At 72.5% G+C, this 17,140-nt stretch carries 12 protein-coding genes; 7 read left to right on the forward strand and 5 right to left on the reverse strand.

The window, feature by feature from the left end:
* Positions 1-81: 81 nt before the first annotated feature.
* Positions 82-1,551, reverse strand: coding sequence for a hypothetical protein (locus tag ACZ43N_RS27450; protein WP_468101181.1), 1,470 nt, complete (start codon positions 1,549-1,551; stop codon positions 82-84).
* Positions 1,552-1,912: 361 nt separating this feature from the next.
* On the opposite strand from ACZ43N_RS27450, the gene ACZ43N_RS27455 reads away from it, so the two are divergent.
* A complete protein-coding gene (locus ACZ43N_RS27455; RefSeq protein WP_468101225.1) occupies positions 1,913-3,400 on the forward strand; it encodes an MFS transporter in 1,488 nt (495 codons plus the stop codon).
* A gap of 301 nt (positions 3,401-3,701) precedes the next feature.
* On the opposite strand, the gene ACZ43N_RS27460 is transcribed toward ACZ43N_RS27455, so the two are convergent.
* The gene (locus tag ACZ43N_RS27460; protein WP_468101183.1) at positions 3,702-4,178 is read right to left on the reverse strand and encodes a LysR substrate-binding domain-containing protein; all 477 of its coding nucleotides are present in this window, start codon (positions 4,176-4,178) and stop codon (positions 3,702-3,704) included.
* Here ACZ43N_RS27460 and ACZ43N_RS27465 point away from each other — a divergent pair.
* A complete protein-coding gene (locus ACZ43N_RS27465) occupies positions 4,158-4,460 on the forward strand; it encodes a hypothetical protein (protein ID WP_468101184.1) in 303 nt (100 codons plus the stop codon). The genes ACZ43N_RS27460 and ACZ43N_RS27465 overlap by 21 nt on opposite strands.
* 165 nt (positions 4,461-4,625) lie before the next feature.
* Here the strand turns inward: ACZ43N_RS27465 and ACZ43N_RS27470 are convergent, their stop codons facing one another.
* Together ACZ43N_RS27470 and ACZ43N_RS27475 are read right to left on the reverse strand one after the other, a co-directional pair.
* Positions 4,626-6,260: a cellulase family glycosylhydrolase gene (locus ACZ43N_RS27470; protein WP_468101186.1), complete on the reverse strand. Its 1,635-nt coding sequence runs from the start codon at positions 6,258-6,260 to the stop codon at positions 4,626-4,628.
* A 155-nt stretch (positions 6,261-6,415) separates the two neighbouring features.
* Complete coding sequence (locus ACZ43N_RS27475; protein WP_468101188.1) at positions 6,416-7,519, reverse strand: GDSL-type esterase/lipase family protein; 1,104 nt, start codon at positions 7,517-7,519, stop codon at positions 6,416-6,418.
* A gap of 217 nt (positions 7,520-7,736) precedes the next feature.
* Here ACZ43N_RS27475 and ACZ43N_RS27480 point away from each other — a divergent pair, with 217 nt between their 5' ends.
* Positions 7,737-11,390 carry a S8 family serine peptidase gene (locus ACZ43N_RS27480; protein ID WP_468101189.1) on the forward strand — a complete coding sequence of 1,218 codons (3,654 nt, stop codon included), beginning with the start codon at positions 7,737-7,739 and terminating at the stop codon, positions 11,388-11,390.
* A gap of 57 nt (positions 11,391-11,447) precedes the next feature.
* Here the strand turns inward: ACZ43N_RS27480 and ACZ43N_RS27485 are convergent, their stop codons facing one another.
* Positions 11,448-12,026, reverse strand: coding sequence for a TetR/AcrR family transcriptional regulator (locus tag ACZ43N_RS27485; protein WP_468101190.1), 579 nt, complete (start codon positions 12,024-12,026; stop codon positions 11,448-11,450).
* 211 nt (positions 12,027-12,237) lie between these two features.
* Here ACZ43N_RS27485 and ACZ43N_RS27490 point away from each other — a divergent pair, with 211 nt between their 5' ends.
* The 4 genes from ACZ43N_RS27490 to ACZ43N_RS27505 are packed head-to-tail and all read left to right on the forward strand — an operon-like array spanning position 12,238 to position 17,036.
* Positions 12,238-12,801 (forward strand): 2Fe-2S iron-sulfur cluster-binding protein, encoded by a 564-nt coding sequence (locus tag ACZ43N_RS27490; protein WP_468101191.1) that lies wholly within the window; start codon positions 12,238-12,240, stop codon positions 12,799-12,801.
* On the forward strand, positions 12,798-13,790 hold the full coding sequence (locus tag ACZ43N_RS27495; protein WP_468101193.1) for an FAD binding domain-containing protein: 993 nt from the start codon (positions 12,798-12,800) through the stop codon (positions 13,788-13,790). Before ACZ43N_RS27490 ends, ACZ43N_RS27495 begins: the two co-directional genes overlap by 4 nt.
* On the forward strand, positions 13,787-15,910 hold the full coding sequence (locus ACZ43N_RS27500) for a xanthine dehydrogenase family protein molybdopterin-binding subunit (protein WP_468101194.1): 2,124 nt from the start codon (positions 13,787-13,789) through the stop codon (positions 15,908-15,910). Before ACZ43N_RS27495 ends, ACZ43N_RS27500 begins: the two co-directional genes overlap by 4 nt.
* On the forward strand, positions 15,903-17,036 hold the full coding sequence (locus tag ACZ43N_RS27505) for an XdhC family protein (RefSeq protein WP_468101195.1): 1,134 nt from the start codon (positions 15,903-15,905) through the stop codon (positions 17,034-17,036). The genes ACZ43N_RS27500 and ACZ43N_RS27505 overlap by 8 nt, the downstream gene beginning before the upstream one ends.
* Positions 17,037-17,140: the final 104 nt, after the last annotated feature.

The raw sequence follows: 17,140 nt of genomic DNA on the forward strand, positions 1-17,140 counted from the left end.
GGCTGATCACCTTGGGTGGGTGTGGTGGGACTGGGTGTGGTGGGACTGGGTGAGGTCGGGAGGAAGGGGCCTCGAAGAGGATCAGTAGAAGAGCGCGTCCCGTGAGCGGCGGATACGGGTGGGGCGACGGCGGTCGTCCAGGCGGATGCGGTCCGGGCCCGGTCCGATCAGCCCCGACCGGTACAGCCCGTAGGTGATCCGTCGCCGGGCGGCCGCCTCCAGCTCGTCCCGCAGCGGGCCGTCGCGCAGCACCGCCTCGGGGCCGAGCAGACCTTCGACGACGGCCAGCGCACCGGCGGTGTCACCGTGGTCCAGCCGTTCGCGCACACCGGACAGACAGTCCGGGCGACGGTGCGCGCGGTCGATCGCCTGGAGGCAGGGCAAGGGAGTGCCGGTCAGCGCGACCAGCAGCTCCTCCCGCCGGATCTCGTCCGTATCGTGGTCCAGCGGCACCAGCACCCCGTCGACCAGGCCGATCCGGTGCCGCTCCCCCCGGCACTCCACGACACGCGGCTCGCCGGCGGCGTCCGCCGCCCGGGGCGGCCCCGCGGGAACATGGCCGGGTACCAGCGCCGAGGCGACCAGCGGATGCAGTCGGTCCGCGTCGATCGCCCCGGAGCGCAGCAACTCCAGGTCGGGCGGCACCCAGGTCGCCGCGTCGGGGAGCACCGGGAGGTGAAGGGCCGCCCCCTCCCCTTCGGACGCCGCCTCGATCCGCGGAGCGGACGAACCGGCGCCGTCCGGGCCGTCGTCGAGGTGCAGCAGCAGCCGACGCCGCGCCCCGAGCCGTATGAGGACGGGCCCGGCCGACCGTCCCTCGGCACGCAGCACGATCGCCGCCTCGTCCGCCCACCGCCCCACGGCACAGCCGTACTCGGGCGGTACGGCATCCGAAGGCGGTACGGCACCCGAAGGCGGTACGCCCACCGCAGCCGACAGGGCACCCGATGCCACCCCGTCCCCCACGACCGGGCCCTCGGCGCGCGGCTGCCCGGCCCCGGAACGGAGGCGCAGCTCAGGGGCCCTGCGGGAGTCCCACAGATGCCGGTGCAGATCGAGTCGGTAGCGGCGGCTGGGACGGGGGTGGGGGTGACGCGAGGCGTCCGGCGCGGAGCGGGATCCGGCGGACCCGTCCCACAGCGCGAGCCCGATCCGCTGACCGGCGTCCGCCCAGGCGGGCGGAGTCCGGACCACGAGGTGCACCTGGTGCGGGCCCGCCCGCCCCTCGGCGCCGTACCGGGCGAGCGTGAGGGTCAGCCCCGGCCGGAGCAGTCCGTCGGGGGCGATCCTCGGCAGATGCCAGCGCAACAGGTCCGGAGCCAGATGCCGCAGATCGGCCCGCAGCCGGGCGGCGACGTCCTGGCCGTGGCGCCGGGCCACGGTACGCGGATGGAGGTCGATGTCGATGCCCGCGGCGGCGCAGGCCCCCGCCCAGTCGCCCACCTCGCGGCGGGCGGTGGCGGTCTCGATCATCGACGGCGGCACGGCGAACTGGCGCACGCGCGACCAGAAGGAGAGTCGGGAATCCCCGTTCGCGATATGAGTGAGCATCAGCACTCACCTTGCGCGGACGGGACCCCCATTCTGTCAACGGAGTGAGTCGTCATCGCGGCGATCATAGCCATGACCGTCCGCACACCGGTACAGGTTTTCGGGCCCCTGTTTTTCCTCGGGGCGACGCGGGACCACGGTGCCGGGTGGCCGGAGAGGGCGCGCCGCGGCACCGGACGGGCGGGATCGGCGTTCGAGTGGTGACGGGGGTGGCGCGGGCGTACGGTCGAACAACGGACGCATGCGTGGACTCGACCGTCCGCCGATCAGTGCCGAGCGATACGCCATGAGCAGCGACCCTCAGCCGAGCTCCCCAGTAGAGACCGCCACCCGGGAATCAACAGGTGGTGGCGGCAGCGCGATGGCGTTGCTGGTCATCGCCTCCTGTCAGTTGATGGTCGTCCTCGACATCACGATCGTGAACATCGCGCTGCCGAACATCCAGCGCTCCCTGGACTTCTCCACCACCAGCCTGGCCTGGGTGGTGAACGCCTACACGCTCACCTTCGGGGGTCTGCTGCTGCTCGGCGGCAGGGCCGGTGACATCCTCGGCCGCCGCCGCGTCTTCGTCTTCGGCGTCCTGCTCTTCGTTCTGGCCTCCCTCCTGGGGGGCCTCGCCCAGAACGCCGGTCAACTCCTCGCCGCCCGCGCGCTCCAGGGTGTCGGCGGCGCCATCGCCTCGCCGACGTCCCTCTCTCTGATCAGCACGACCTTCCGCGAAGGGCCCGAACGGAACCGGGCGTTCGGGGTGTTCGCGGCGGTCTCCGCGGGCGGCGGCGCGATCGGGCTGCTCGCGGGCGGTGTCCTCGTGGAGTGGCTGAACTGGCGGTGGGTTCTGTTCGTCAACGTGCCGATCGGCCTGCTCATCGTGCTCGCCACCCCCCGCTGGATCCGGGAGTCCGAACGGCACCCCGGCCACTTCGACGTCACCGGCGCGCTGATCTCCACCGCGGGCATGGTGCTGTTGGTGTACGGGTTCATCCGCGCGGCCCAGGAGGGCTGGCGGGACGCCCTGACGCTGGCGTCGTTCGCCGGGGCCGTCGTCCTCCTCCTGGGATTCGTCCTGGTGGAGAAGCGTTCCCGGCAGCCGATCACACCGCTGCACATGTTCGCCGACCGCAACCGGGCGGGCACGTACGGCATCATGCTGTGCCTCGCCGCCGCCATCTTCGGCATGTTCTTCTTCCTCACGCTCTTCGTGCAGAACGTGCTGGACTTCAGCCCGTTGGCCACCGGTTTCGCGTTCCTGCCGGTCAGTGCGGTGATCGCGATCGGCGCCGGACTGGCCTCGCGGTTCCTGCCCGTGTACGGGCCCAAGCCGTTCATGGTGGTGGGCGCCATCCTCGCGGCGGCCGGCCTGGGCTGGCTGACCCTGACCGACGTCCACTCCACGTACGCCGGCAGCGTCCTCGGTCCGATGCTCGTCTTCAGCATGGGCATGGGCATGGAGTTCGTCTCCCTGACCCTGATGGCCCTCTCCGACGTCGCCACCCACGAGACCGGCGCGGCCTCCGGTCTCCTCAACGCCACGCAACAGGTCGGCGGTTCACTGGGCCTGTCCATCCTGGTCACCATGTACGGCACCGCCAGCAGCAACGAGGCCGAGGACCAGATCCCCCGCTTCCTCTCCCAGGCGACCCCCCTCGAACGCGTCCAGTTCGAACGCACCGGCCAACTCCCGCCGCCCTACGGCGACGAAGTCCTCACGGCCGGAGTCTCGGCCGCCTTCGTCATGGCCGCGATCTTCACCGTCATCGCCGCACTCATCGCCGTCCTCGCCATCCAGGTCCGCCCGTCCGACCTGGAGCGGCTGAAGGGGGACGGGATGGGGCCGGGGGGTGCGGCCTGAGCCGGCCGATCATGACTTAGGGGTCCTTTCACTATGCCCGCCCGGGTCGCGTGGTCCGGCACCGCACCTCGCCGCGTTGCCCAAAGGCCCTGGTAGCTCCGCTGACGAGGACCTTCCGGCGCCTTGCGATGCACGGCACCAGACCACGCGACCTGATCGGACGCTCATGGTGAAAGGACCCCTTAGGCGCCCACGACCATGCCGTCGAACCGCCGCCACGGCAGCGGACTCGCGTCACTTCTCGCCGGCCCTGCGGACCGCCCCCGAACTCGGCTCGCGGGCGCGGCTCATGGCCGCGCCGTCAGCCCCGGCGGACCGCCCCGAGCTGGGCCCGGTGCAGGTCCGGGGCGGTGAATCGCTGCGCCACCGTGCGCAGGACGCGGGCCATCGCCTGGGCGGGCGGGGTGGCCGGGCGTGCCGCGGCGCGTGCGAGGAGGATGCGGCGGGTGGGGGCCGGGACGTCGGAGGCGAACGGCAGGAGGCGGACGTCGCTGCGTCGGCTGGTGAGGGCCAGGCGGGGTGCGAGCGCGATGCCGAGACCCGCGGCGACCATGGCCTGCGCCTCCTGATAGTCGTGCGACGCGTAGGCGATGCGCGGCTCGAATCCCGCCTGGCGGCAGCTTCGGCGCAGGACGTCGGCGACGGGGTGGTTGTCGGCGCGGATGATCCACTCCTGGTCGGCGAGGTTGCCGAGGCGCACGGAGGGATGTGTGCGCAGGGGCGAGTCGGCGGGGACGACCAGCACGGTGGGGTCACTGTGCTTCACCGTCGCCGTCACGCCTTCGCCTCCTCCACCGCGATCCTCACGGCGATCATTCCCATCGCCGTACCGCTGCTGCTCTCCAGCCACCTCAGCTCCGCCGGGCTGATCGCCGCGCTCGCCGTCTCCACGACGATCGTCGACACCTCTCCCTTCTCGACCAATGGAGCACTCGTCCTCAGCAACGCCCGTGGAGTGGACACCCGCCGCTTCTACCGGCAGGTCATCGGCTACACCGGCGGAATCGTCGCCCTCGGCCCCATCGTCGCCTGGGGCGCCCTGGTTCTGCCCTGGTCATAGCGCAGGGACCGACGACGACACGGAGGGCGCCGAGCCGGACCACGCACGGCGCCCTCTGTTCGTTCTCGGTGCGGTCCTGTTCGCCGTGGTCTGGTCCCGCTCGCGCCCACCGCACGGCCCCGCGACCCGTACCGGATCGGCGCCCCCTGGGCCGCGGCGCCGGCATCACGCCGTCGTACAAACCGATCCGTTGAGCGTGAACGCCGTCGGACTCGGGTTCGTGCTCCCCTTGCTCGCGGTGAAGCCGACGGTGGCGGAGCCCGACGCCGGGATGTTCGCGGTGTACGGGGCGGAGGTGACGGCGACGTCGGCGCCGCTCTGGGCCACGGTGCCGCCCCACAGGTTGCTGACGCGCTGGCTGTCGGGGAACGTCCAGCGCAGGGTCCAGCCGTTGACCGCCGACCCGCCGGTGTTGCGGATGACGATCTCGCCCTGGAAGCCGCCGGGCCACTCGTTCGTCACCCGGTAGCCGACGGAGCAGGACGCCGTGGTGCCCCCGGAAGGCGTCGTGACGCTCACCGTGCCGGAGCGTGGTGAACGGTTGCCGGCCGCGTCCCGGGCGTAGACGGCGAACACGTACGACGTCGACGGCGCCAGCCCGGTCAGGGTGGTGGACGTGCCGGTCGTGGTCGTCACCGGTGTTTCCGTCGTGCCGTCGACGCGGACCACGTCGTAGCCGGTGACACCGGTCGCGTCGGTCGCGGCGGTCCAGGCCAGCCTGGCCGACGAGGGGGTCACCGACGAGGCGGTCGGGGTGCCGGGGGCGGTCGGGGGCGTGGTGTCGCCGCCGGAGGAGGCGTAGATCGCGGCCTCCTTCGAGGTGGCGGCGATGCCGTTCGCACCTTCGAAGAGTCGCCTGCCCCAGCTGGTCAGCTGGTTCGGGTCGAAGTTCGTGACCATGTCCAGGTACTCGACGCCACCGCCGTTGCCGCTCCACGACCAGCCCAGGTAGCCGAGGCCGAGCTGCTGGGCGGTGGCCAGGATGGTGTCCTCGTCGGGGTTGCCGTCCGAGTGGTCGTGCCCGAACTCGCCCACCACGAGGGGGAGCTTCGCGGCGACGAAGCGGCCCAGATAGTCGGTGATCTCAGCGGCCGTGTCGAAGACGCCGTACATGTGGATCGAGAACATCGTGTTGGCGTCCGGGTCGGCGGCGAAGACGGACGCCGCGTTGTCGCGCATCGTGAACGCCCAGTCCTGGCCCCAGTTGGGGGCGTCCACCATGATCGTGTGGTGGAAGCCGGCCGTGCGCAGCTTCTGGATCGCCGCCTTGGTGTCGGCGGTCCAGCCCGCGTAGTTGTTGTTGCCGTACGGCTCGTTGCCGATGTTGACGATGACGTAGTCCTCCTGACCGGTCAGCGCGTCCTGCACACTGATCCAGTAGTCGGCGGCCCGCGACAGCGTGACGGCCCCGCTCTGCTCGCCGTAGCCCGTGGTGTCGTGCACCTCCAGGACGCAGATGAGCCGGTTCTGCTTGCACTGCGCGACCACGTTCGCGACGTCGGCGGTGTCGTTGCGCGTCCACCGGTCACCGCTGGAGAGCACCACGCGCACCGTGTTGGCGCCCTTGGCCTTGATGTGGGACAGGGAGCTGGTCCGGTTGGCGTACCAGGTGTGGGCGTGGTTCACGCCCCGCATCACGAAGTCATTGCCGGAGCGCTCCAGCAGCCGGCCGTTCTGGATACGGAGACCGGTGGGCGCGGCCTGCGCGGGCGAGCCGATCACCAGCAGCGGCAGCAGCAGCCCGAGGAGGGCTGCGGCGACCGTGGCCGCACGGCGGACGGTGGGCGTACGGGATCTCATGGAGGCTCCAGGTGGGGGGTGGGATGGGAACAGCGGGGAGAGGAGGGCGAGCGGTGCTCGGCCGGGGATGTCCGAGGGGGGCCTGAGGGGTACGGCCGTCACCCGGCGGCCGAAGCCCGCCGCTCGGATGCCGGCCACGAGGGCGCGACCCGCCGTCACGAACCGGCGGCGGCCCGCGCCGTGCAGGTGACGGTCGCCGCCGGTGTCCCGGCCGTGGCCGGGGTGTCGGCGATGAAGCCGAAGGCGGTGCGGGCGCCGGGGGCGAGCGTGCCGTTCCAGTTGGTGTTGGTGACGGTGGCCGTCCCGTCGGCCGCCGTGCTCGACGTGCCGTTCCACACCTGGGCCAGCCGTGCCCCGCCGGCCGGTACGACGGTCACGGTCCAGCCCGAGACGGCGGAGGCCGACGTGTTGGTCACCGTCACCTCGCCCTGGTAGCCGCCCTGCCAGACGTTGACGGCGCGGAAGGCCGCGGTGCACGGCCCCTCACCCGGGTCACCGGGGTCTCCCGGGCCCCCGGAGCCGGGCTCCAGCAGCGCGCTCAGCGCCGGATACCACCGAGCGGCGATCTTGTTGTCCCCGGCCGCGTTCGGGTGCACACCGTCATATGTGTCGGCGGCCGTGTCGAAGCCCGTCCACTGGTCGACCACGGTCACCGGTGAACGGCTGGTGCTCGTCGCCTGCGCCCAGGCCGGGATCCGCGCGTTGAAGTCGACGACGCGCTGCGCGCAGCCCGTGCAGCTGCCGGGGTTCATGGGGATGATCTGCGCGACGAGTATCTTCATGTCGGGGTTGGCGGCCCGCATCTGCCCGACGAGCTTGGTGTAGGCGGCGAGGATGCGGTCGGGAGGGATGCTGCTCCACACATCGTTCGTGCCGAAATGCATGACAACGATGTCGGGAAGGGTCGCGGCGAGCCTGCCCGGCAGCAGGTTCCGGTCGGCCACATGGGTGACGAGTTCGCCGCCGTGGCCTTCGTTGTCGCCGTCGTGCGCCTGACCGCAGCCTTGGGGGCCGAGGGTGCCGACGAAGTCGATGTCCGTGTGGCCGGCGTTCTGCAGCCGGTTCCACAGCACGGCTCGCCAGCAGCCGGGCGAGCCGGTGATGGAGTCGCCGAGCGGCATGATGCGCACCGGATCGGCGGCCCTCCCCTTCGACGCGGCGGCCGGAGGTGCGAGGGCGATCGCGAAGGGGAGGAGCAAGGCGGCCAGCAGGCCGAGAAGCGGAAGGATCCGGATGGGGGAGTGGCGGGTGCTGCGCATGGTGTTCCCTTCCCTGGTGAGATGGGAGCGCTCCCATGGGAAGATGCCATCCTTGTCATTTACGCGTCAAGATGTATGCGTCGAGCGGTCTAATTCCCTTGAGATCAAAGGGAGTTGAGCCTCTTAGAAAACGATCACCCATTCGGTACTGTGACTCACCGTTCCTTCGTTCACATCTGCATCTTCTTCAACACCCCCCACTTCGAACGGAGTTCGCGTGACCAGACCACGTGTCCCGGCATGGACGGGCGGCGCCCTGGCGGCCCTTCTGCTCGTCACCACGCAGAGCGGGTTATCCACCGCGGCCACCCCCGCCACTCCCGCCACCCGCGCGGCCACCCCCGCATCCGCCCCGACGCCCACCCCCGTCTCCTCGGCGGCGGGCGGAATCGCCTCGCTGAAGGGGAAGCGGTTCACCCTCGTCACCGGCGACGTGGTGACGGTCGGAACCGAACGGGGCGAGCCCCAAGTCGACATCGAGCCCGGCAAGGGCCGCGAAGCCATCGGCTTCGTGCGGCGGGGCAGCGGCTCCGACCTGCAGGTCATTCCCATGGATGTGGCGCCGCTGGTCGCCACCGGCAAGGTCGACGACCAGCTCTTCGACCTCGGAGCCCTGCACCGCTTCGGCTACGACGACGGGGCCGACGGCGACCGGGGACTGCCCCTGATCGTCCGCCACCGCGGCCCGCGGCTGCCCGCCGCCACCCGGGCGGAGGCGCTGCCCGGGAACACGGTGGAGCTGGAGTCGATCGACGCCACCGCCGTGACCCTGCCCGAGGACGACGACGGCGCCCTGTGGCGGACGCTCATAACCTCCGAGGAGGGCGCCGATCCCGAACTCGCGCCCGGCGTCAAGAAGGTGTGGCTCGACACCCCGGTCGAGCTCACCGGCGAGACAGGCGCGGCCGACGAACCGGAGACCACCCCGGACGGTGATGTCGCGGTCTCCGACCTGGTGGGGCAGATCAACGCCAAGGGCCTCAGGGAGCGCGGCCTCGACGGCAGCGGCGTCAAGGTCGCCGTGATCGACACCGGCGTGCGCGTCACCCACCGCGACCTCAGGGAACGGGTCTCCAAGGCGGAGAACTTCATCAGCTGGGACGACGAGAAGAGCGACGTGGACGGCCACGGCACCCACGTCGCCGGGATCATCGCCGGGACCGGCGCCGCGTCCGGCGGCAGGTACGCCGGTGTCGCGCCCGGCGCCGAGGTCCTGAGCGCCCGGGTGCTGTCCGGCCCGGTCGGCTCCGTCTCCCACGTCATCGACGGCATGGAGTGGGCGGCCGACGAGGGTGTCGACATCGTCAACATGTCCCTCGGAGCACGGGCGTTGAGCGACGGCACCGACCCCTGGTCGCTGGCCACCGAGGCCCTGCTGGAGCGGGGTGTGCTGCCCGTGGTGGCGGCCGGCAACGACGGTCCCCGCTCCTACACGGTCTCCCCGCCTGCGGCAGCCGAGGGCGCGCTCGCCGTGGGCGCGGCCGGCGGTGACGACGCCGTAGCGAGCTTCTCCAGCCGCGGCCCCCTCTTCGGCGACCACAGCGTCAAGCCCAACATCAAGGCCCCCGGCGTCGCCGTGACGGCGGCCCGCGCCAAGGACACCCCCATCGGCGACGTCGACCCGGCCGGCCCCGAGGGCCCGGTCGACGACGACTACACCCGCCTGTCGGGTACGTCCATGGCGTCACCCGCCGTCGCGGGAGCCGCCGCCCTCGTGATGCAGGCCCACCCCGGCTGGACGCCCCGCCAGGTGGCCCAGGCCCTGGTCTCGAGCGCCCGGCCCAGTGCCGGCGAGAGCGTCTACGACCAGGGCTCAGGAGTGGTCGACGTCGAACGGGCGGTTGACCAGCGGGTCATGGCCACGTCGTCCGCCCTGGACTTCGGCCGGCTGTCCTGGCCGCGCTCCTCGGAGGACACCCGGCGCAAGGTGGCCTTCGCCAACGACAGCACCGAGGACATCACCCTGGACCTCACCCTCGACGTGAAGTCCACCCGCGGGAACCTGCCCACCGGTCTGCTCGCCCTGGCCCAGGACGAGGTGACCGTCCCGGCCCACGGCACGGCCTCCGTGGCCGTCGAGTTCCATGACAACGGCATCCGCACGGGCGGCGCCCTCTCGGCCCTCCTGACCGCCGAGTCCGGCTCCACGGCCGTCCGCGTCCCGGTCGGCCTGAGTCTCGAACCCGAGAGCCACGAGCTCACCCTCAACCTCCGCGACCAGCTGGGAGAGGGCGCCGACGGCATCTCCGTCGTGGACATCCTGCCGCTGGACCGGCCCCTGGAGCCGTTCGAGGAGCCGCAACTCGCCACGGTCACCTCGAAGATCACGGTTCGGGTCCCCGCGGGCACCTATGGTGTCTCGGCGTTCATCGGCCGGCACGAGGACGACTCGTACTGGTTCGACAGCGACATCATCCTCGCCGGCGAGCCCCGCGTCCGGGTCGACAAGGCCACCGAACTGACCCTCGGCGGCACGGCGGCGCGCAGGCTCGCCCACAAGGTCGACAACCGCGAGGCCGAGAACATCTACCGCCAGGTCGGCGTCGCCCAGCGGCAGGCGAAGGCCCCCGCGGGGGAGCGCGGCCCGCTCTCCCTCCACACGGACGTGCAGTTCAGGCACCGGGCGCCGGACTACTGGGCGGTGCCGTCCAGGACCCGCGCCAAGGGCGACCGGTACACGGCGTACTTCCGCGAGGACCTCGCCCAGGGCTACGTCTACGGAAAGGCCCCCGACGGCGCCCCCGGCGACGGCGAGTACTCGTACCCGACGGCCACCGGACCGGTGTACTACCTCGCCGCCTTCCGCGAGGGCCGTATCCCGGCCGGTCTCACCGGACGGGTCAGGGACTCCCGACTCGCGCGAACCAAGGCGCGTTACCACGCCGCCGAGCAGACCGGCGCCTTCGACCAGCCCTTCCCGCTGAAGTCGAAGCTGGCCACGGCGACCGTGAGAGGCGTCCCGGTCGGCGGACGCCGTGTCAACGTCCCCTCGCCCGGAACCCGTACCGAGTTCTTCACCGCGTCCAAGAACATCGCCTGGTCCCAGGAGCTGCGCTGGAGCTGGCAGAACACGGACAGCTTCGACCCGCTGGAGCACCGCGCGCTGTTCACCCGGCCCGAGGTCTTCCGGCCCGGCCCCCGCACCGAGCACTGGAACCGTCCGGCGGCTGCCCCCGCCCTCGCGCCCGACGGACGCCAGTTCACGCGCACCGGGGACACCGTCACCGTGGACCTGCCGCTGGGCGGCGACTCCGACCCGCGGCACCTGTTCACCAGCGACGACCTGTACGCCACGTACTCCTACACCCTCAGCCGCGGCGGCGAGCAGCTCGCCAGGAGCCGGGACGGTGCCGAGGAGTCACCACGGAACACCGCGCTCGCCGCCTGGGAGGTCCCGGCGGACACCGGCACATACACCCTCAGGGCCAACGCCGACCGCACCCAGTGGAACGGCGTGAGCACCGAGGTCGAGGGAGTGTGGACGTTCCGCTCGGGCCGGGCCGCCGAGGGCAGCACAGCCGTGCTGCCCCTGACCGGCGTGCGGTTCGCGCCGCCGGTCGACAAGTGGTCCCGGGTCGCGGACGGCCGTACGGTCGCCGTGCCGTTCACGATCCAGCGGACGGGTGACCGGGCGCGCGGCAAGGTGCGCTCGCTGACCGTCGAGGCGTCCTTCGACGGCGGTTCGACGTGGCGGCGGGTGCCGGTGGTCAAGAACCGGGCGCTGATAGCGCATCCGGCGCTCGCCACGCTGCCCGCCGAGCACCTCGACCGCAACGGGCACGGCTCCGTCAGCCTCAGGGTCAAGGGCGCCGACCGGGCGTCCACCTTCGAGATCACCGTGAAGAAGGCGTACAAGCTCAAGAAGTCCTGACCGGTCGACCGCCGGAGGGCTGCCGCGCAGACGGGCGGCCGGTTCTCCGGCGGTTTCTCACCTCTTCGGCGCGCCCGTGCGCAGGGCGTCCATGACGAGGTCCATGAGGCGGGTGGCCCGGGCCTGCCAGTCCTCGCTCGGGCCGATCTGCCAGAGCCCGGCGATGGCGAGGAAGAAGTCGTCCGCGCTCACACCGGGCCGGATGGTGCCGGCCTCCTCGGCCGCGCGCAGCAGCACGTCGGCGGCCGCGAGTACCGGGGCGGGGCCCGGCCTGCCGGGGCTGCCCGGAGCGCCCGCCGCCTGCCGGATCGCGTCCGCAAGACCGACCTTAGTGAGGGCGAACCCGGCCAGATGGTCCATCCACTCCCGCAGCGCCCGGTCCGGCGCGTGGATCGCGAGCAGCTCGGCCGCGCTGTCGGCGACCTGCTGCATCTCATGCCGGTAGATTTCGAGGACCAGGGCCTCGCGGTTCGGGAAGTGGCGGTAGAACGTGCCCTGCCCGACTCCCGCCTTCTTCGCGATCGCGCTCAGGGGCACGTCCGCGGCCCGGGTGAGTTCCTCCAGCGCGACGGCCAGGATGCGCTCGCGGTTGCGCCGGGCGTCGGAGCGCAGAGGCGCGTCCTTCTCCTCTGCCACGCGTCCTCCTCGCCGGCCCGTCGTGGCCGGAATCCGTGCTTGCCGATCCGGACAGCTGTCCGTTACGTTGTCCGGGGAGACGGACACGTGTCCGGTTGGCCCATCCTAGCGCCGCCACGAGCCGCGCCCTCACTCGACCGTCATGTCCTTGCCCATCTCTGCCTGCCGGAGCCTCTTTCGGACGCTCCGGATACGCGAAAGAAGGCTGTTCATGTCCTCAGCCCCCTCCTCGACGTACAGCGCCGTCACCCTGACCGTCAACGGCGAGAAGCGCACGCTCACCGTCGACCACCGCACCACCCTGCTCGACGCCCTGCGCGAGCGCCTCGACCTGACCGGTACCAAGAAGGGCTGCGACCAGGGCCAGTGCGGTGCCTGCACCGTCCTTGTCGACGGGCGCAGGAACGTCTCCTGTCTTCAGCTGGCGGTGGCGGCCGAGGGACGTGAGATCACCACCATCGAAGGCGTGGCCGACGGCGACCGGCTGCACCCGGTGCAGGAGGCCTTCCTCGAACTGGACGGCTACCAGTGCGGTTACTGCACCCCCGGCCAGATCTGTTCCGCGATCGCGGTGATCGAGGAGCACGCGGCGGGCTGGCCCAGCGCCGCCACCGACGACGTACGGCCCGAGGCCGGGCCACCACCCCTGACACCGGAGGAGATCCGGGAGCGCATGAGCGGCAACCTCTGCCGCTGCGGCGCGTACGTGGCCGTCGTGGAGGCAGTCGCCCGCGCCGCCGCCGACCGCACGGCCGCCAAGGAGGTCGTCGCGTGAAGGAGTTCGACTACCGGCGCGCGCACGACGTCCCCGGCGCCCTGGCCCTGCTCGACGCAGATCCCGAGGCACGCTTCCTCGGCGGCGGCACCAACCTCGTCGACCTGATGAAGACCGGCGTGGAACGGCCCGTTCGGCTCGTCGACGTCCGTGAACTCCCGCTGGACCGGATCGAGTCCACCGCCGACGGCGGGCTGCGGATCGGCGCCACCGTCACCAACAGCGACCTCGCCGCCCACCCCGAGGTCCGCCGCCGCTACCCGGCACTGACCCAGGCGGTCCTCGCCGGCGCCTCCGGACAGCTGCGCAACATGGCCACCGTCGGCGGCAACCTGCTGCAGCGGACCCGCTGCGGCTACTTCGCCGACATCACCAAGCCCTGCAACAAACGCGTCCCCGGCAGCGGTTGCCCCGCCGTCACCGGTGAGCACCACAACCACGCCATCCTCGGCGCGACCGAGCACTGTGTGGCCACCCATCCGTCGGACATGGGCGTGGCCCTGACGGCCTTCGACGCCGCCGTGTCCTACGAGACCCCGGACGGGCCGGGTGAGCTGCCGCTCGCCGACTTCTACCTGCCGGTCGGCGACACCCCGCACCGGGAGACGGCGCTGCCGCAGGGCGCGCTGATCACCGGCGTCACCCTGCCGCCCTCGCCCGTCGCCGCCCGCTCCCGCTACCGCAAGGTGCGCGAACGCGCCTCGTACGCCTTCGCCATCGGCTCGATCGCCGCCGCCCTCGACGTCCGGGACGGCGTCGTGCACGACGTGCGCCTCGCGTTCGGGGCCGTCGCCTCCCGGCCCTGGCGGGCCCGCGCCGCCGAAGGCTTCCTGCTCGGCGCGACCGCTGACGCCGAGGCCTTCGCCGCCGCCGCGGACGCCGAACTCGCCGACGCCCGGCCGCTGCCGCACAACGTCTACAAGGTGACCCTGATGCGCAACCTCGTCGTGGCCGAACTGACCCGACTCACCGAGGAGGCCGCCCGATGACCACCGCCCCCACCGCGCGCCAGGGCGCCGTCGGCACCGTGCACACCCGGGTCGAGGGCCGGGACAAGGTCACCGGAGCCGCCCGCTACGCGGCCGAGATCCCCTTCGCGGGGCTCGCCCACGGCTGGCTCGCGCTCTCCACCGTCGCCCGCGGCCGCGTCCGCTCGATCGACACCGCGCCCGTGCTGGCGATGCCGGGAGTCCTCACCGTCCTGCACCACGGCAACGCCCCGCGCGTCGAGACCGACTACGCCGGCCTCATGGGAAGCAAGCCGGATCCCACCGCCGCCGTCTTCCAGCACGACCGGGTGCCCCACCTGGGCTGGCCGGTGGCGCTGGTCGTCGCCGAGACCTCCGAGCAGGCCAGGGAGGCCGCCGAGGCACTCGTCGTGCACTACGACCAGGAGGCGCACGACATCGCGTTCGCCGCCGGCCACCCGGAGGCGTACCCCGCGGACGGCTTCGGTCCGGCGGTCACGGAGAAGGGCGACCTGGAGGCCGAACTCGCCGCGTCCGCCGCCGTCGTGGACGCCGAGTACACCACCCCCGAGGAGCACCACAACCCGATGGAGCCCCACGCGGCGACAGCCCGCTGGGAGGACGGCCGGCTGGAGGTCGTCGACTCCAACCAGGGCACCACATGGGTCGCCGGAGAGCTCGCGAACCTCTTCTCGCTCGACCCGTCCGCCGTGCGGGTCCGCTCGGAACACGTCGGCGGCGGCTTCGGCAGCAAGGGGGTCCGCGCCCACCAGGTGGCCGCCGTGATGGCCGCGACGGTCCTCCAATGCCCGGTCCGGGTCGTCATGACCCGCCGTCAGATGTTCTCCCTCGCCGGCTACCGCAGCCCCACCATCCAGCGGATCAGGCTCGGCGCCGACGCGGACGGACGGCTGCGCGCCCTGGAGCACCGCTCCCTGAGCCTCACCTCGACCGTGCACGAGTTCGTCGAGTCCGGCAGCGCTCCCTCGCGCGTGATGTACGACGCCGACGCCCACCACACCGTCAACCGCGTCGTACGCCTCGACGTGGGCACCCCGACCTGGATGCGCGCGCCGGGTGAGGCGCCGGGCTCGTTCGCGCTGGAGTCGGCGTTCGACGAACTCGCCGAGAAGCTGGGCGTCGACCCGATCGACCTGCGCCTGCGCAACGAGCCCGAGCGGGGCCCCGTGTCGGGCCTGCCCTTCGGCAGCCGCAATCTGTCCGCCTGCTTCCGCGAGGGCGCCCGCCGGTTCGGCTGGGCCGACCGCGACCCGCGTCCCGGCATCCGCCGCGACGGGCGCTGGCTGCTCGGCACCGGCACGGCCGCGGCCTCCTTCGGCGCGGGCGCCGGGCCCTCCACGGCGGCCGTGACGGCCGAGGCGGACGGCTCCTTCACCGTGCGGATCAACGCGGCGGACATCGGCACCGGCGCCCGTACCGCACTCACCCTGGTCGCCGCCGACGCGCTGGAGGTCGCACCGGACCGCGTCCGGGTGCGGATCGGCGACAGCGACTTCGGGCCGGCCATGATCGCCGGCGGCTCCATGGGCACCCGCTCCTGGTCCTGGACGATCAACCTCGCCGCCGCCGAACTGCGGGAGCGGCTGGACCTCGGGGGCACCGTCCCGCCCGAGGGCATCACCGTCCGCTCGGACACCACCGCGGCCCTCGGCGCCCTCGCCCGGAAGGAACGGCATTCCTACGGCGCCCAGTTCGCCGAGGTCGCCGTCGACCCAGCCACCGGCGAGGTACGCGTACGCCGTATGCTCGGCGTCTTCGCGGCCGGGCGGATCGTCAACCCGCTCACCGCGCGCGGCCAGTTCACCGGTGGCATGATCTGGGGCATCTCCATGGCCCTGCACGAGGAGGCGGTACGGGACGTGGCCACGGGCGGCCACTACGGCGCCGATCTCGCCGCGTACCACGTGGCCGCGCACGCCGACGTGCCCGCCGTGGAGGCGCACTGGGTGGACGACCCCGACCCGGACGACCCCGTCGGGATCAAGGGCATCGGGGAGATCGGCATCGTCGGCGCCGCCGCGGCCGTCGCCAACGCGGTCTGGCACGCGACCGGCGTACGCCACCGCCACCTGCCCATCCGGCCCGACCGGGTCCTCCTCGCGGGGGCCCCGCGTGCTTGACCTCGCCGACGAGCTGCACCGCTGGGCCGAGGAGGGACGGGAGTTCGCCGTCGCCACCGTCGTCTCCGTGGGCGGCAGCGCCCCTCGCGGTCCGGGTGCCGCCCTCGCCGTCGACGGCGAGGGCACGGCCATCGGCTCGGTCTCCGGCGGATGCGTGGAGGGCGCGGTGTACGAGCTGTGCCGGCGGGCCCTGGCGGACGGCGAGACGATCCTTGAGCGCTTCGGGTACAGCGACGAGGACGCCTTCGCCGTCGGTCTGACCTGCGGCGGGGTGATCGACATCCTGGTCACCCCGGTCACTGCGGACGCCCCCGTGTTCCGTTCGGCGCTCTCGGCCGTCGTCGGGGGCGGACCGGCGGCCTTCGTCCGGGTCGCCCGGGGCCCGGCCGAACTCCTCGGCGAGGGCCTGCTCGTACGGCCCGACGGCGTGCACGAGGGCGGGCTGGGCGGCCACCCCGAGCTGGACCGGACGGCCGTGGCCGAGGCCCGGGCCATGCTGGACACCGGCCGTACCGGCACCGTCGAGCTGTCACCGGACGGATCACGCTGCCCCGGCGGGCTGACACTGCTCGTGGAGTCGTCCGTCCCGCCGCCCCGGATGATCGTGTTCGGTGCGATCGACTTCGCCGCCGCGCTGGTGCGCGCGGGCAAGTTCCTCGGCTACCACGTGACCGTGTGCGACGCACGCCCCGTCTTCGCCACCAGGGCCCGTTTCCCGGACGCCGACGAGATCGTGGTGGACTGGCCGCACCGCTACCTCGGGCGCACGGAGACCGACGCGCGGACCGTCCTGTGCGTGCTCACGCACGACGCCAGGTTCGACGTGCCTCTGCTGAGGACGGCCCTGCGGCTGCCGGTCGCGTACGTCGGGGCCATGGGCTCCCGCCGCACGCACGCCGACCGCGAGCGCAGGTTGCGTGAAGTGGGCCTGACGGGGAAGGAGTTGGCGCGTCTCAGGTCTCCGATCGGGCTCGATCTGGGAGCCCGTACGCCCGAGGAGACCGCCCTGTCCATCGCCGCCGAGATCGTCGCCACCCGACGCGGCGGCACGGGCGTCCCGCTGACCGGGTCGGGCACACCGATCCACAGGCCGGCGGAGGAGCGGGGAGCCGTGGCGGCGGCCTGAGTCGAGCGGCCACCGGCACTCCGACCGGGCGGTGTGCCCATGCGGCACTGAGTACCCGGTGCGCGGCGAATGAGTACGCGGTCAGGTGCCCGGCCGTCGCCGCC

This window comes from Streptomyces sp. NPDC030814 (genome assembly GCF_055572155.1).

Coding starts and splice junctions, on each gene's coding strand:
- ACZ43N_RS27475 (WP_468101188.1), bottom strand. CDS start 7,519: ATGCGCAGCACCCGCCACTCCCCCATCCGGATCCTTCCGCTTCTCGGC.
- ACZ43N_RS27455 (WP_468101225.1), top strand. CDS start 1,913: ATGGCGTTGCTGGTCATCGCCTCCTGTCAGTTGATGGTCGTCCTCGAC.
- ACZ43N_RS27500 (WP_468101194.1), top strand. CDS start 13,787: ATGACCACCGCCCCCACCGCGCGCCAGGGCGCCGTCGGCACCGTGCAC.
- ACZ43N_RS27490 (WP_468101191.1), top strand. CDS start 12,238: ATGTCCTCAGCCCCCTCCTCGACGTACAGCGCCGTCACCCTGACCGTC.
- ACZ43N_RS27450 (WP_468101181.1), bottom strand. CDS start 1,551: ATGCTCACTCATATCGCGAACGGGGATTCCCGACTCTCCTTCTGGTCG.
- ACZ43N_RS27470 (WP_468101186.1), bottom strand. CDS start 6,260: ATGAGATCCCGTACGCCCACCGTCCGCCGTGCGGCCACGGTCGCCGCA.